A 16,198-nucleotide genomic window follows, 5' to 3' on the forward strand; every position below is an offset into this window, starting at 1 on the left:
TAAGAAAGGCGGAATTTTAAATGAAGATTACAGTTGTAGGTCTTGGCTATATTGGATTACCAACGGCGATTCTTTTTGCGAAATATGGCAATAAGGTAACAGGTGTTGACTTGTCACCAGTGATGACGGCGAATCTGAATGCCGGCTTGATTCATATTGAAGAACCAGGTTTGACCAAAGATTTGAATGAAGCACTCGCACTTGGAAATTTTCAGGCAAGTACGACTCCAGTCAGCGCTGACGCCTATATTATCGCTGTTCCTACGCCAAACAAAGACGATCTGTATAAATCATGCGACACAGCATATATAGAATCCGCGCTAACTAGCTTCCTCTCATCTTTGAAGAAACACGACACGATCATCGTCGAATCAACCATTGCACCACGAACGATGGTAGATGTGGTTCAACCGCTTATCGAAAATGAAGGCTTCACGGTAGGCGAAGATATCTACCTAGCGCATTGTCCCGAGCGAGTTTTGCCAGGAAATATCATGCATGAATTAGTGCATAACCCGCGAATCATCGGAGGTATCACCGAAAAATGTACCGAAAAAGCCACTGCAGTATATGGTGCGTTTGTGGAAGGCGAAATTATCAAAGCTCAAGCAGGCGAAGCAGAACTCAGCAAATTGATGGAAAATACGTTCCGCGATGTCAATATCGCGCTTGCAAACGAGCTTGCCAAAATTAGTTACCACCTTGGAATCGATGCCTTACGAGTAATCGAGATGGCCAACAAACATCCGCGTGTGAACTTGCACCAACCAGGACCAGGCGTTGGAGGACACTGTCTAGCAGTAGATCCGTACTTCGTTATCGCAGTAGCTCCAGAACAATCACCGTTAATGCAAACCGCGCGCGAAGTCAACAATAGTATGCCAGCCCATGTGGTGGCGCAAGTGAAGGCGATGATGGCAGAACAAGATGGCAACACAGTGACGCTATTTGGCCTAACCTATAAAGGAAATATCGATGACATCCGCGAAAGCCCAGCAATGGAAATCAAAGAATTGTTAACAGAGTCAGGATTTAACGTCAAAGCTTTCGATCCGCACGTGATCTCAGCTACATTAACAGGCGAAGAAGCATGTGAAGACAGTTCGTTGATCGTCGTACTAAGCGACCACAGCGAGTTCTGTGAGATTCCAACCAATTACACAGATAAAATGCGTACTCAAGTGATTTTTGACACAAAAAATACCGTTCAAACAGTAGGTGAAGATGTGACGTATTACAACTATGGTAACCTGCATCAAGCAAAAAAACAGCAACAAGCAGTAACAATTTAAAATAAAGGACGTGAACGCAGGTGGAAAAAATCGATTTCAAAATAGCCCAACCAGCATCACAATATGCACAAAACCAACGTAAATCATCTGAAAAGCCAATACACGATAAAGTATGGCGCGCATTCGACTTCATTGCAGCGATCTTTGCGCTCGTTATCTCAGTCCCAGTCCTCCTTTTTATCGCCACAAGCATCAAAATCGAAAATTGGAAAGCCCCGATATTATTTAAACAAAAGCGCGTAGGTAAGGATGGAAAAATTTTTTATATGTATAAATTCCGCTCCATGTATGTCGATGCCGAGGCTCAGTTAGCTCAACTTCAAGCACAGAACGAAATGGGCGGCCACATGTTTAAAATAAAAGACGATCCGCGAATTACGAAGGTAGGCAAGTGGATTCGCCAAACTAGCTTAGACGAGTTTCCGCAATTTATCAATATTCTAAAAGGCGACATGTCCTTCGTCGGACCACGCCCACCGCTAACTACTGAATACGAAAACTATACTAACTACGAAAAGAAGCGCCTGCTTGTCACACCAGGATGTACTGGTTTATGGCAAGTCAGTGGCCGAAATAACGTAAGCTTCCACGAAATGGTCGAATTAGATTTAAAATATATCGAAAAACGCTCGATTGTCTTCAATATTAAGATTTTACTACGGACATTTAAGGAATTCACAGGAAAAGGAAACGGTATGTAATTAGATTTTCTATACAATTGACAAAAGCCATCAATTACCTGGAATAATCCAGTTTTGAGGACTTTTGCTGATAAACTTAGAGTATAAGAAAGAACAAGAAAGGAAGAACGCCATTGAGAACGCATTTGCTTGGCAGTCACTTAGATTGTCTCACACTATCAGAAACCTTGACGGAAATTGAAAAAATAATCAAAAAAAGAATACCAACACAACACGTCGTCATCAACGCAAATAAAATCAATCTCATGTACGAAGACGCAAAACTAAGAGATATCGTCAACGCATCGCCACTCATCAATGCGGACGGCTCTTCCATAGTACTAGCTGGAAAAATTCTCGGGCACGACATCCCAGAACGCGTCACAGGCATCGACTTATTCGAGCAACTCCTTGAGATTTGTAACGAAAAACAGTACCGTCCCTATTTTCTCGGAGCCACCCAAGAAGTTATCGAAAAAATCGAATCACACTACAAACAAAAATATCCCAAGATGTCCTTCGCTGGTTTCCGAAATGGTTATTTCCAAGCCGAGGAATCCGTAAACATCGCTAATCAGATCCGTGAAAGCCGCGCCGACGTATTATTCCTAGCTTTCTCCAGTCCACAAAAAGAATACTGGGCAAGCGAACACTTAGAACGATTAAACGTCCCATTCGTGATGGGCGTTGGAGGCAGCTTCGACGTCATCGCTGGAAAAACAACACGCGCCCCACAATGGATGCAAAAAGCAGGCCTAGAATGGTTTTACCGCTTCATCCAAGAACCACGCCGCATGTTTCGCCGCTATTTTCTAGGTAATCTACAATTTTTAAATCACATTAAAAATGAAAAAGTAAAACTCTGGAAATCCGATCATTATCTTAGAAAGGAGAAACAATGACAGAAACGATTAGTATCAAAACTATTTTCAGCATTATCAAACGCCACGTCCTCTTACTTTTAAGCAGCGCGATCATAGGCATGCTCAGTGCAGGCGTCGCACTCCTATTTTTTATCACACCAATGTACGAAGCAAAAACACAGATTCTAGTCACACAATCCGCGCAGGCTGCAGGTGTGAACAATCTCCAAACCTCCGAAGTGCAAGCCAATATCCAGCTGGTTAACACATACACAGCCTTACTCACAAGCCCACGAATACTCGATGATGTAGCAACGAAATTAGGTAATGGCTACACCGCTGGAAATCTGATGGGTAAAATCACAGTCGGCAGTCAGCATAATTCCCAAGTCATCAATGTCAGCGTGCAAGACGAAGATCCCGCCCAAGCCGCGATAATCGCCAATGCAGTCACCGATTCCTTCATAAAAATTACGCCAGATGTGATGAACGTTAATAATATCGACGTACTAGCCAAAGCAACCGTTGCGGCCAATCCCAAACCAGTGAGCCCAAGCGCCACCATCCTTATCGCAGGTGGAGCCGTTGCTGGAACCTTCATCGGCTTTGTCATCATGATTATTCGCGTCATCTTCAATACCAAGTTCAAAGAAGAATCAGATGTGATCGATGAGCTAGGAATTCCACTGCTCGGAAATATCGCTAAAATCCCAGAACATGAGGAAGGATGAACTAAATGAGATCATCAAAAAAGAAGAAGGATGCTGAATTACGCCACAGACGTCAAAAAACAAGCGAACCACAAAAACTCGTAGCCAAACTAAGCCCGAAATCTCCCCATTCAGAGCTTTTCCGTTCCATTCGTACGAACATTGAATTTTCAAGTGTCGACAAGGTTATGAAATCCATCCTGATCACATCCTCCGAGCCGGATTCCGGTAAATCTCTAATCTGTGCTAATTTAGCCGTCGTATTCGCCCAACAAGGCAAGAAAACATTACTCATCGATGGCGATTTACGCAAACCAACCGTGAAAAAAATATTCCCAGAAGCCATTTCCCACGGACTGACAGGAATTTTAACTAATAAAATCACAATAGACGAAGCAATTTGTGAAACAGATACGGAAAACTTATACGTATTACCAGCAGGAATTGTCCCGCCGAATCCATCAGAGTTATTAGGTTCTGAACGAATGAAGCAGGTATACGCCGACCTTTACGAACAATTTGACCAAATCATCTTTGATACACCACCAATCCAACTCGTCGTGGATGCTCAACTGCTCTGCTCCCTAGTGGATGGCTCGATTCTACTCGTTCGAAGCGATCACTCCTCCAAAGAAAATAGCAAAAAAGCCTTGCAAAAACTACAAACCGCGAGTGCCCACGTGATTGGCAGTATCTTCAACAACCAAAAAATGAAAATGGAGGGTTACTACTATGCCGAATAAAAGCGACCATTTAACAACAGCTCTACTCGAAGGCATAAAACAGGTCGAATTAAGCATTTTACTCGATGTGACAATGCTTTGCGATAAACACGATCTGACATACTATCTGATTGGTGGCACATTACTCGGCGCGATTCGACATGAAGGTTTTATCCCTTGGGATGACGACATTGATATTGCGATGCCGCGTAAAGATTTCGAAGCATTTCAGCAAATTGCGAAATATGAACTACCCGAATCCTTGTTTTTACATTATGGGACGACCGATCCAGAATATTACCTACCAATCATAAAAATTAAGAAAAACGGTACTATTTTTGAAGAACAAAGCGCTTCACCAAACGTAAAGCACCAAGGTGTTTTCATTGATATTTTCCCACTAGATAACGCCAAAAAGAATACTGGATTCCTTTTTCACACAAAGGGGTGGGTTTTAAAGCAATTAAGAAGCTTTCTATTTTTAAAAATGAACGAAAAAACAACGATTCACAAAGTAGCACCATGGAAAAAAGCCGTTCTCAGAATGACAAAATCGCTACCATCAAGCACGTTATTCGATATTCTAACAAACCTCATGCAAAGCGATCACGATGAGAGCACCCCATTTTACGTCAATTACGGCAGCCAATATGGCTATAAAAAACAAACGATGCCAAAAACGATATACAACCCGACTGCAACAGCTAAATTTGAAGGGTATACGTTCTGGATTCCCGCTGAAACACGCCAATGGTTAGAACGAATTTACGGCGACAATTACATGGAATTACCACCAATCGAAAAACGCATTACCCACAAACCGAAACGAATCCAATTGAAAGAGGAGATTATTTCATGAAAAAATATAGCGTAGGCCTTACTACAGGCGTGTTTGACTTATTCCATATCGGCCATTTAAACATCTTAAAAAACGCCAAAGCACAATGTGACGTCCTAATCGTTGGCGTAAGTACAGACGAATTCGTTCAAGCGTACAAAAACAAAACGCCAGTTATCCCATTTGCCGACCGTAAAGCGATTGTCGAAGCATTGCAATATGTTGATCTAGTTGTGCCGCAAACGAGCCACGAAAGCAAACTAAACATGATTGATAATCACAATATCGACGTGATGTTCCACGGTAGCGACTGGAAAGGCAGCCCAACATTCAACAAACTAGAAGCAGAATTCAAGCGGCGTGCCGTTGAAGTAGTTTATTTCGATTACACAGCAGGCGTATCCTCTACAAAACTTGTCGAAACAATCCAACAAGAAACCAGCTTAGTCGTTGGCATCTAACTGTTTAAACTTTTGACAAAACGCATCAAATACTTGGAAAATCCCTGTTTTCAAGGCTTTTCCTGATAAACTTAAGGTAACAACTAAAAGAAAGGAAGTGTGACCCGATTGGAAAAAACAAAAACAGCATTCGTTGCTAAAAACCTCCTCATTGGCAGCGGGACACAAGTCATTTTCTTAATCTTAAGCTTTATCAACCGAACCGTATTCATCTACTTCTTAGGAAAAGAATATCTCGGACTCGACGCCTTGTTCACCAACATCCTGATGGTACTATCTTTCGCCGAACTGGGCATCGGGAATGCCATCATCTTCAGCCTTTACAAAAGCATGGTAGACAAAAATAAAGCCCGAATCAAAGGCATCATGGCACTCTACGCCAAAGCTTATCGCATCATCGGGCTCACCGTTTTCATCGTCGGATTACTCTTAATGCCATTTTTAGATCTATTTATTAAAAACCCTCCAAACATCCCAGAAAACATCTATATTATCTACTTTTTATTCCTGCTAAACACGGCGATTTCCTATATGTTTTCCTACAAAAAAGCGATTTTCTCCGCGGATCAAAAAGAATATGTCATCAACGTGAGCCAGCAAATCTTCTTCCTCGTCCAGTCCCTCGTGCAACTCACGTACCTATATATCATAAGAGACTATATCGGCTTCATTGTCATCCAAGTCGTCTGCACGTTCGGCCTCAACGTTTTCCTAGCTATCCACGCGAATAAGAAATACAGCTTTCTCAAAGGAAAAACCACAGAGAAGCTCGAAAAAGCAGAAGTCAAAACGATTTTCCAAAACGTCAAAGCGCTCGCGATGTATAAATTCGGTTCCATCATCATGAACGGCACGGACAGCATCATCATCGCCGCTTTTCTTGGACTCAGCGTCGTTGGCATCTACTCCAACTACTTGCTCATCATCGCCGCAGTCGTAACAGTCCTATCTCGCGCACTGAACTCGATTACAGGCAGCATCGGGCATCTCAACAACGCAGACAATGACGTGAAGAAAGAACAAGTTTTCAAGCAGTTATTTTTCATCGTCGCGTGGATTTACTTCTTGCTTTCCATCATCTTATTCAACGTCATTAACCCGTTCATCACCCTGTGGATCGGCGAAAGCTTCGTGCTTGGAACAGGTACTGTGCTCGCCATCGTCGCTAGCTTCTACATCAACGGCATGCAGTTCCCAGGCTACACGTACCGCACCACGATGGGGCTTTTCCGCCAAGGTCGCTACGTTCCAATCGCAATGGCCATTCTAAACATCATCTTGTCCATCATCTTCGCCACACATTTCGGCTTAATCGGTGTCATCGTCGCAACCATCATCTCAAGACTCACAACGACAACCATCATCGACCCGTACCTCGTCTACCGTTTTAGCTTCAAAAAGAAAGTCGGCAGCTATTTCAAAATGTATCTCGGTTATGCGGTCATCACAGCCATCGCTTTTGCCGCATCAATTCCAGTCATGAACTGGATTTACCAAGGCACATGGCTCACACTCATCCTCGGCGCAGGAACACTTTTCATCTTGCTAAACGTCATTTACTTCGCGATTTTCTATCGAAAAGCCGAGTGCCAAGCCATTATCCGCCGCGTCAAAAGCATCATCAAACGCAAACAAACAAGCATCACACCAGAATAAAGAAGAGAGGAAGAAACGCCAAATGAAAAATGTAATCATGATCGGCCCAGCATCCGTATCGAAAGGCGGAATCGCCACAGTCATCGCCAACTTCGAAAAAACATTCACCAGCGAAAAAGTCAAAATCCACTACATTGCGAGTTGGAAAGAAGGCAGTCCGCTATTCAAAGTCTGGATGTTCCTGCAAGCCATCATGAAACTCTGCTACTTGGCGATCACACAAAACATCAACATCGTGCACATCCACACCTCTCAAAAAGGCAGTCTCTACCGCAAAATGATCTTCATCAACATCGCCAAACTTTTCAGAGCAAAGGTCATGCTTCATATGCACGGCTCAAGGTTCGGCATTTTCTACGACAAACAACCCAAATTCCTACAAAAAATCATCGTGAACCATCTAAACCGCCTCGATTATATCATTGTTCTAAGTGAGGCATGGAAAACCTACTACGAAAATCTGTGCGACACCCCCGTTACCGTCATGGAAAACGCGGTGGAAGTTCCATTTAACAATCCATATAACAACACGAGCAAAACGATTGTCACATTCGGAAACATCAGTCAAGAAAAAGGCAGCTACGACCTACTTCGCGCGATTCAATCACTCGGTGCCAATTATCAAGAATACGAATTCATCTTTTACGGCATTGGCGACATTTCAAGTGCAGAAGAGCAAATCAAACAAAATCAACTGACCAACGTCACGCTAGGAGGCTGGGTTGAAAGCGAGCAAAAACAAACCATCCTAGAAGGCGCACTACTACACGTGTTACCGTCCTACCACGAAGCGCTCCCAATGGCGATTCTCGAAACAATGGCACACGGCATCCCGAATATCAGCACCAACGTCGGTGGCATCCCACAAATCATCAACAACCAGCAAAACGGTCTTCTCATCGAACCCGGAGATGTCCATAAGCTACACGACGCCATCGCAGACCTACTTGATAACCAAGAAACTCGCCAAGAAATGAGTACGAGAGCCCACCAAGCCGTCCAGTCCCAATTTTCAATGGATGCTTGTAATACGAAGTGGGAACAGCTATATCAATCAATCTGAAACGAAGGAAGGAGTGTGAAACATGGTTGCTTTTTTAATCGCTTTACTACTATCTCTATTCGCAAGCCTTATCCAACAAGTTATCCCACAAGTTGATTCTATTGATAAAATTATTGCTGTGATCTTCGCGGTTAGTGCGATTGCGAAACTGACTTACCTCGAAACAAAGCAACGTTTCACACTTCGCCCAAGCGATATCGGACTATTCGCCATCAGCATCATTTTCATCATCTACTGTTTCATCCCGAACGCGTTCCACCAACCAAGCAACACGATGTTTCTCCAAATTTACTCGATGTTCTCGATTTTGAAATTCGTCATCGTTTTTTGGAGTGGCCTGTTCCTATTCCGTAACACAAAATTCCAGACAAGTACGCTGTTTTTCAGAAGAATGTCTACCATCCTCACCACAGTTTTCCTGATGGTCGGTATTCTCAACGTCGCACTACACTTCTTAGAACCATTTGACATTCGTTTTGGCATCGAGACCGTATCCTTTGGTTTCCGCCACCCAGCTCAATTCGCGGCAACGATCATTGTCATCACGATCATCCACATTTTCATCATCTGGTCTGAAAAAGGAAAAATGCCATACTACATCATTTTCGCGAACTTCATTCTCATTTTCTTAGCAGGAAGAACAACATCGATCGGCTTCTACCTTTGCTTGATCCTACTGATTCTCATTTTTCCATACATCAAGCGAATTCCAATCTATGTATACGCGTTAATCGGCGGTGTTTTCTACTGGCTCGGAAGCGACCGTATCAGCAATCAATTCTTAGGGACAGACGGAGAAGCGCGTGGCGTATTGCTCGACACAAGTTTCACGATTGCAAGCGAGCACGCCCCGTTCGGCGCAGGCCTCGGAATGTTCGGCTCTAACGCCTCACGCCTGAACTACTCCCCACTTTACGAACAATATGGCATTTCTCGTGTCTGGGGATTGACGCAAGAAAACCCGAACTTTGTCACCGACTCTTACTGGGCCATGATTATCGGAGAACTTGGCTATCTCGGTATGTTTTTCATCATCGTCATTATCGGCTACATTTTCTGGCTGCTATACAAAGAAATCATCGGCAGCACGTACCAAATTAAGTTTCTGATTTTCCTACCGCTCGTATACGCCCTACTAACAAGCCCAATTGACACCGTTTTAGTATCCAACACAAGTATTTTCCTCGTACTCGCAACAATCTACATGGTTGCTTTAAATAATGAATACCGCAGTCAAAAACAAGACGAAAACCCCGCAGCACAAAAATAGAAATTCAGGAGGCAAAAACAATGGAAAAAACAATTTTAGTCACAGGTGGCGCAGGTTTCATCGGATCTCATCTTTGTGAAATGTATCTTGCGGAAGGTTACAATGTTGTCTGTATCGATAACTTAGTATCCGGAAATATGAATAATCTAGCCGACATTAGCAAGCATCCATCCTTCACGTTTGTACAAGGTGATATCCGCGACGCTGAATTGATGATGCAACTATTCAAAACACACAGACCGAATCAGATCAACCACCACGCTGCCCAAAAATCCGTTGCCTATTCTGTTGAAAATCCGAGTTACGATCTAGACGTGAATCTTGTTGGCCTGATGACCATTTTAGACTGCGTGAAAGCTTATCCAATCGAAATTTTCATCTACGTATCATCTGGTGGCGCGCTAAGTAAGAAAATTGAAGGCGATGAGAAATCGGCAGAAACAGACACACCACAACTCATTTCCCCATACGCATTAACGAAATTTACAGGTGAAAAATATATCGAAATGTATGCCGCGCAATATGGTTACGACTTCACGGTTGTCCGTTATGCCAATATTTATGGGCCAAGACAAGTGCCAGACGGCGAATGTGGTGTTATCCCGATTTTCTTAAACAACATCTTGGCGGACAAACCATCTGTATTGATGACGTATCCAGACATGCCAAACGGCTGTACGCGTGATTATGTGTATGTAGCAGACGTTGTTGAAATCAATAAATTAGCCAGCGAAAAACCAACAAACACGGTTGTAAATGTCGGAACGGGCGAAGAAATAGCGATTTTGGATATTTATAAAGAAATTTTAGCGGTTTTTGAGAAAGATGTGGCGATCTTCATGGAAGCACCGCGAGCTGGCGATGTTAGACGTTCGGTTTTAGACGCCGGGCGCGCAGAAAATTTACTAGGCTGGAAGAGCGAAGTCGCTTTACATGAAGGTTTAACCCGGCTAAGAGCAGATTTAGAAGTTGCGAAATAAGGAGGGCATCATGGAAAATAGAGAATTATTAGAACTATTAGATGAGTATTTCTTATCAACGAGAGAGGCAATCGAGTACCTAGATATATCGCGCCAATGCTTCTTTTCCTTAGTGTCCCGTGGTAAAATCAACAAGATCAAAAAAGGATCTGCGGTGCTTTATTATCGACATGAGATTGAGAATCGGAAAGCGGACGCATACTGGTTACGGAAAAAGTATAATTATACCGTTTAATATAAGAAATAGACCTCTGAAATCGCGTTTTGGTTTTAGAGGCTTTTTCGCAAAAATAAGCCATTAGCCTCTTCACTATGTAGTTATTATTATCTGGCGGAATCACGATTGCTGGTTTAATCACATTCTCTCTTGGCAAGCTTTTTTTGAAAGTTCGTTCGAATAGCCTATTTTTGAAGTGCTTCGGATTTTCGTTAGAAAAAAAGCTTATATTGTGTCATAATGTAAAAGGAGATACAATATATAGTGTTTGAAGGGAAGCGGAGTACATGTACGTGGAGAAGGAAACTGAACAATTAGTTATCAAAAGGGATGGTCGGAAGGTCGGGTTTGACCTCATCAAGATCCGTAATGCGGTGCAGGCTTCGATGGTGAGTTGTGATGTCGATGATGCGGCTTATTTGGAAGAAGTTTTAGTTGATATTGTGAAAAGCTTACCAAACGATGCGGCGGTGACGATCGATGAGATTCAGCATGTGGTCGAGAATCAGCTGATGAAATCTACATATCCGGATGTGGCACGGGCTTACATTGAATATCGGCATGATCGGGATTCGCATCGGGCGAGTATGACAGACTTGACGACGAGCGTGCAGAAGTTGCTCGATAAGGATAAAACGGTGGTGAACGAGAACGCGAATAAGGACGCGACGGTTTTTAATACGCAGCGGGACTTGACGGCGGGCGCGGTGGCGAAGAGCTATGCGCTGAAATATATGCTACCCAAACACGTGGCCAACGCTCATTTGAAAGGTGACATTCATTTCCACGACCTTGATTATAGTCCGTATCACGCGATGACGAATTGTTGTTTGATTGATATTGAAGGCATGCTTGCGAACGGATTTACGATTGGAAACGCGAATGTGGAAAGCCCGAAATCGATTCAGACTGCGACGGCTCAAATTGCGCAAATTATCGCGAATGTGGCGAGTTCGCAGTACGGTGGTTGTTCGGTGGATCGGATTGATGAAGTTTTGGCGACGTATGCGAAATTGAATTACTCGAAGCACCAGAGCGAAGCGGAAAAATGGGTTTTGGCGGAGAAGCGGGTGGAATTTGCGCAGGAACGGACGCGAAAAGACATTTATGATGCGATGCAAAGTTTGGAGTATGAGATTAATACGCTGTACACGAGTAATGGGCAGACGCCGTTCGTGACGTTGGGCTTCGGGCTGGGCGAGGATTGGTTTGCGCGTGAGATTCAAATGGCGATTTTGAAGGTTCGGCTTGGCGGGATTGGTAAAGATAAACAGACGGCGATTTTTCCGAAACTGGTATTTTCGATTAAGCGGGGAACGAATTTGGCGGAAAGTGATCCGAATTATGATATTAAACAGTTGGCGTTGGAATGTTCGGCGAAACGGATGTACCCAGATGTGCTGAATTACGATTCGCTTGTGCGTTTGGCGGGTGATTTCAAAGTGCCGATGGGATGTCGTTCGTTTTTACCGGCTTGGCAAGATGAAAACGGTAATTTTGTGAATGCGGGACGGAATAATTTGGGCGTTGTGACGCTGAATGTACCGCGGATTGCGATTCAAAGTGGTGGCGACAAAGAACGATTCTGGGAAATTTTCACGGAACGGATGCAGACGGTGAAGGACGCGCTACTTTTCAGATTGGAACGGGTGCGTGAGGCTAAGCCAGAGAACGCGCCGATTTTATATAAGTATGGAGCATTTGGAAAACGCCTCGATGATGGGCAGGACGTGGATCAACTTTTCAACAAAGAACGGTCGACGATTTCGATTGGCTATATCGGCTTGTATGAAGCGGCGACGATGTTTTATGGTGGCGAATGGGAGACGAATCCGGAAGCGAAAGCCTTTACGATCGAGATTTTGAAGGAGCTAAAAGGCTACGCGGATGATTGGAAGGCGGAGTACGGCTATTGGTTCAGTGTGTATTCGACGCCGAGCGAGAGTTTGACGGACCGGTTTAATCGCCTGGACCGCGAGAAATACGGCGATATTAAAGATATTACCGACAAGGAATACTATCAAAACTCGTTCCATTACGATGTCCGCAAAAAAGTGACGCCGTTTGAGAAGCTCGATTTTGAGATGGAATATCCCGAATATTGTTCGGGTGGTTTTATTCATTATTGTGAATATCCGAAGTTGACGCATAATTTGAAGGCTTTGGAAGCTGTTTGGGATTATTCGTATGATCGCGTGGCTTATCTTGGAACAAATACACCGATTGATCGCTGTTATGAATGTGATTTTGAGGGTGAATTTGCGCCAACCGCAGAGGGCTTTAAATGTCCACAATGTGGGAATACGGACCCAGAAACGGCGGATGTTGTGAAGCGAACGTGTGGTTATTTGGGAAATCCGATGAAGCGTCCAATGGTACACGGCAGACATGAAGAGATTACGCAGCGTGTGAAACATCTGGAGTCGCCAAATGAATAATCCGAAACCGCAAGAATGGCGTGCTGATAAGCTTTCTGCTAATTATATCGCCGACTACAAACCGTTTAATTTTGTCGATGGTGAGGGCGTGCGGTGTAGCCTGTATGTTTCGGGTTGTCCTTTTCATTGTGAGGGCTGTTATAATAAGGCGGCGCAGTCATTTCGATATGGAACGCCGTATTCAGATGAGCTGGAGGATCGGATTATTGCGGATTTGTGGCATGAAAGTGTGCAAGGATTGACGCTGCTTGGCGGGGAACCATTTTTGAATACAGGTGTGTGTTTGCCGCTTGTAAAAAGAGTTCGTGCGCTGTTTGACGATTCGAAGGATATTTGGTCGTGGACGGGCTATACGTGGGAAGAATTGATGCAGGAAACTCCGGATAAATTGGAGTTGCTTTCTTATGTTGATGTCCTTGTTGATGGGCGTTTCGAGCAGGATTTATTTGATCCAAATTTGGCATTTAAAGGTTCGAGCAACCAGCGAATTATTGATGTGAGGGCATCTTTGAAGTATACTGATGTTATTTTGTATAATAAATTGAGGTGAATAATATTTGTGGGGGTATGAAAATGAAAAGTAAAATTTTTTTGCAGATCGGTGATGAAAAGGTAGATTTAGGATCAGAGTTTGAAATACTGGATACTAAAAAATATTATGAAGAAAAAGATGGTGATTTCGTCATAAAGCAAGCCTTTTTTTCTGAACCAATGAGGGTGCCAAATGAATATCGATATGATATTAAAGTTGAAGCTAATAAGAAAATTACTATTCATGAGATAGAGAGTGGGGAATTGGGGAAATTCAATGGGATGAAGCTGGATGAAGCGTTGAGTGGAAAAGCTTATCCCAATGTTATACTCTTACTAGAGTCTCCGCATGTAGATGAATACAATATTTGTAATGGGGAATTAAAACCAATCGCTCCAGCTCAAGGAAAAACAGGGAGTAATATTAAAGAGTACCTTGGAAAAGTACTGAGTGGTATTGATGTTTTAGACGAAGGAAAATACAGGTTGTATATTATTAATCCAGTGCCATTTCAAACTTCACTTAGAAGTTTAAAGCCAGCTGGACAAATCGATGGGAAATTGCGGGATAAAGTTTGGAAGAAGTTATGGGGGGCTAGTTGTAAAAATGAATTTAAGGAATTGTGGGATCAGATACGTGAAACCAAGCTGATAATTAATGCGTGTACATCAAATCTAAAGGAAGAGGTTGAAGAGGCTATTAAGGATATGGACGTAGAAAGTTACAAAACTTACCACCCTTCAAGATGGAGTAAAAGTCCATTCGGTATTAAAAAATCTAAAATCTAATAAATAAACGTATAAACCCCGTTTGCAAGCCTATTGAAACAGAATGGAGGCTATAATCGGGGTTTTTGCTTCAGTGTAATACCCAATCCGTGATGTAAAAATTTCACATAAATTAGCATCGTATCGTTTTTATGTGTTACTATTAAGATAGCAAGTGGTTGCTGATTTACGCGAGCTTCATTATGTTTTGTTTTATGTTACGCATAGGAAAGGAATGATTGATAGAGGAAAATCTGTACGCCCTTCATTTTTGGAAGTTGTTCGGGTTGATCCATCTAATCGCTATTTGCAGTATATACAACTCGCAGATGGCCGAGTTTCCAGATACCATGCAATATCTCAAACGGATTATTAGTCGGAAAAGTCGGTATAAACAAAAAATACTAGACTAAACGCCTATACCACAAATATAATGGAGGTCAAAAAAATGTTAGAAATGAAGAAAAAGACGATGGGTTTTGTGAATAGTCATAAGGAAAATGAAAAGAGAATTGCTTTACTTCCGGAACACATAGCAACAATTACAAACAAGGATCAGCTTTTTTTTGAAAAAGGATATGGCGATACACTTGGCATACCAGATGCGGAATATACGGCGCTAGGTTGTACGATCCAATCGAGAGAAGAGGTATTGCGTCAAGATATCATCTGCGAACCGAAGATTGGCGATTCTGACTTCTTGAGCCATTTGAAAAAAGGACAAACGATATTTGGCTGGGTTCACGCCGAGCAGAATAAAGATATCGTGGAGAAGTTAGCCCAATCGGAAGTAAAAGCCTACGCGTGGGAAAATATGGACTACATGAATCGCCATTGTTTCTGGGTGAATAACGAATTGGCCGGAGAAGGTGCGATTATGCATGCGTACCAGCTGATTGGCGAAATGCCTTACAACACAAAAGTAGCAATATTGGGACGCGGTAACGTATCGCACGGTGCACAAAAAATATTACAGAATCTTGGTGCGGAGGTTCATATTTATAATCGGAATCAAGAAGAACTTTTCAAAAAAGAATTGCCGGGCTATGATGTGATTATAAATGCGATTCTTTGGGATTTGGCGCGGACGGATCATATTATGTATCGAGAAGATTTGCAGCGGATGAAGAAAAATGCGATCATTATTGATGTGAGTTGTGATCGTGGTGGTGCGATTGAGACGACGATTCCAACGACGATTGATAATCCAACCTATGTTGTCGACGGTGTTCTCCATTATGCGGTGGATCATACGCCGAGCCTGCTTTTTCGAACGGCATCGCACTCCATCTCGAAGGAAATTGCGAAATATATTGATGATTTAATTGAAAGTAAAGCTAATGCGACGCTTGAAGCCAGTGTTGTTGTGGTTATGAATCCTATTTATAAATAACATACTTAAACCCCGATTATAAGCCCTGTGAACTGTTTGGGGGCGCTATAATCGGGGTTTTCGGTAATGGTGTTTAGCTAGCACGGTTAACTTCCTTTGCCATTTTTGCTGGATCAATGAATGTTTCGCCGATAGCCGTGATGATTCGCCATACTTTTTTCATAATGAACAGCTCCTTTCTTAGTTCCATTATAGACTGCGAACATTGGATTTTCCCGCGATCTACATAACAATTCGATAAGTTTATCTTACAGTTTTATCATAATTCCCGTAAGGTTTGAAAATTTACAAGCAGTCAACAGCAACGATACAATTT

General features: G+C 42.8%; 16 protein-coding genes. All 16 read left to right on the forward strand.

The features are described from left to right. Positions 1–20: 20 nt before the first annotated feature. The 16 genes from UE46_RS00875 to UE46_RS00950 all read left to right on the forward strand — a co-directional run bounded on the left by UE46_RS00875 (position 21) and on the right by UE46_RS00950 (position 15,882). Positions 21–1,292 carry a nucleotide sugar dehydrogenase gene (locus tag UE46_RS00875; RefSeq protein WP_036059020.1) on the forward strand — a complete coding sequence of 424 codons (1,272 nt, stop codon included), beginning with the start codon at positions 21–23 and terminating at the stop codon, positions 1,290–1,292. A 98-nt stretch (positions 1,293–1,390) separates the two neighbouring features. Then, complete coding sequence (locus UE46_RS00880; protein ID WP_233231008.1) at positions 1,391–1,993, forward strand: sugar transferase; 603 nt, start codon at positions 1,391–1,393, stop codon at positions 1,991–1,993. Positions 1,994–2,106: 113 nt separating this feature from the next. Beyond that, complete coding sequence (locus UE46_RS00885) at positions 2,107–2,874, forward strand: WecB/TagA/CpsF family glycosyltransferase (RefSeq protein ID WP_036059021.1); 768 nt, start codon at positions 2,107–2,109, stop codon at positions 2,872–2,874. Beyond that, positions 2,871–3,566, forward strand: coding sequence for a YveK family protein (locus UE46_RS00890; protein ID WP_036059022.1), 696 nt, complete (start codon positions 2,871–2,873; stop codon positions 3,564–3,566). The genes UE46_RS00885 and UE46_RS00890 overlap by 4 nt, the downstream gene beginning before the upstream one ends. Positions 3,567–3,571: 5 nt before the next feature. Continuing rightward, positions 3,572–4,288 (forward strand): CpsD/CapB family tyrosine-protein kinase, encoded by a 717-nt coding sequence (locus UE46_RS00895; RefSeq protein WP_036059023.1) that lies wholly within the window; start codon positions 3,572–3,574, stop codon positions 4,286–4,288. Continuing rightward, entirely contained in the window at positions 4,278–5,126 is an 849-nt protein-coding gene (locus tag UE46_RS00900; RefSeq protein WP_036059024.1) for a LicD family protein, read from the forward strand. Before UE46_RS00895 ends, UE46_RS00900 begins: the two co-directional genes overlap by 11 nt. Next, on the forward strand, positions 5,123–5,566 hold the full coding sequence (locus tag UE46_RS00905) for an FAD synthase family protein (RefSeq protein WP_036059025.1): 444 nt from the start codon (positions 5,123–5,125) through the stop codon (positions 5,564–5,566). Before UE46_RS00900 ends, UE46_RS00905 begins: the two co-directional genes overlap by 4 nt. Before the next feature lie 108 nt (positions 5,567–5,674). Next, positions 5,675–7,222 carry a lipopolysaccharide biosynthesis protein gene (locus UE46_RS00910; protein WP_036059026.1) on the forward strand — a complete coding sequence of 516 codons (1,548 nt, stop codon included), beginning with the start codon at positions 5,675–5,677 and terminating at the stop codon, positions 7,220–7,222. A gap of 22 nt (positions 7,223–7,244) precedes the next feature. After that, on the forward strand, positions 7,245–8,285 hold the full coding sequence (locus UE46_RS00915; protein WP_036059027.1) for a glycosyltransferase family 4 protein: 1,041 nt from the start codon (positions 7,245–7,247) through the stop codon (positions 8,283–8,285). 22 nt (positions 8,286–8,307) lie between these two features. After that, positions 8,308–9,555, forward strand: a complete 1,248-nt coding sequence (locus UE46_RS00920) for a hypothetical protein (RefSeq protein WP_036059029.1) — start codon at positions 8,308–8,310, stop codon at positions 9,553–9,555. 20 nt (positions 9,556–9,575) lie between these two features. Next, positions 9,576–10,535: an SDR family NAD(P)-dependent oxidoreductase gene (locus UE46_RS00925; RefSeq protein WP_036059030.1), complete on the forward strand. Its 960-nt coding sequence runs from the start codon at positions 9,576–9,578 to the stop codon at positions 10,533–10,535. Between the two features lie 10 nt (positions 10,536–10,545). Beyond that, on the forward strand, positions 10,546–10,770 hold the full coding sequence (locus UE46_RS00930; protein ID WP_036059031.1) for a helix-turn-helix domain-containing protein: 225 nt from the start codon (positions 10,546–10,548) through the stop codon (positions 10,768–10,770). Between the two features lie 269 nt (positions 10,771–11,039). Further along, positions 11,040–13,190 (forward strand): anaerobic ribonucleoside-triphosphate reductase, encoded by a 2,151-nt coding sequence (nrdD, locus tag UE46_RS00935; RefSeq protein WP_036059032.1) that lies wholly within the window; start codon positions 11,040–11,042, stop codon positions 13,188–13,190. Further along, complete coding sequence (gene nrdG, locus UE46_RS00940; protein WP_036059033.1) at positions 13,183–13,740, forward strand: anaerobic ribonucleoside-triphosphate reductase activating protein; 558 nt, start codon at positions 13,183–13,185, stop codon at positions 13,738–13,740. Before nrdD ends, nrdG begins: the two co-directional genes overlap by 8 nt. 23 nt (positions 13,741–13,763) lie before the next feature. Continuing rightward, positions 13,764–14,510 carry a hypothetical protein gene (locus tag UE46_RS00945; RefSeq protein WP_118907342.1) on the forward strand — a complete coding sequence of 249 codons (747 nt, stop codon included), beginning with the start codon at positions 13,764–13,766 and terminating at the stop codon, positions 14,508–14,510. Positions 14,511–14,937: 427 nt separating this feature from the next. Then, positions 14,938–15,882, forward strand: coding sequence for a N(5)-(carboxyethyl)ornithine synthase (locus UE46_RS00950; protein WP_036059037.1), 945 nt, complete (start codon positions 14,938–14,940; stop codon positions 15,880–15,882). Positions 15,883–16,198: the final 316 nt, after the last annotated feature.

The organism is Listeria weihenstephanensis (assembly GCF_003534205.1).
Taxonomy (GTDB): Bacteria; Bacillota; Bacilli; order Lactobacillales; family Listeriaceae; genus Listeria_A; species Listeria_A weihenstephanensis.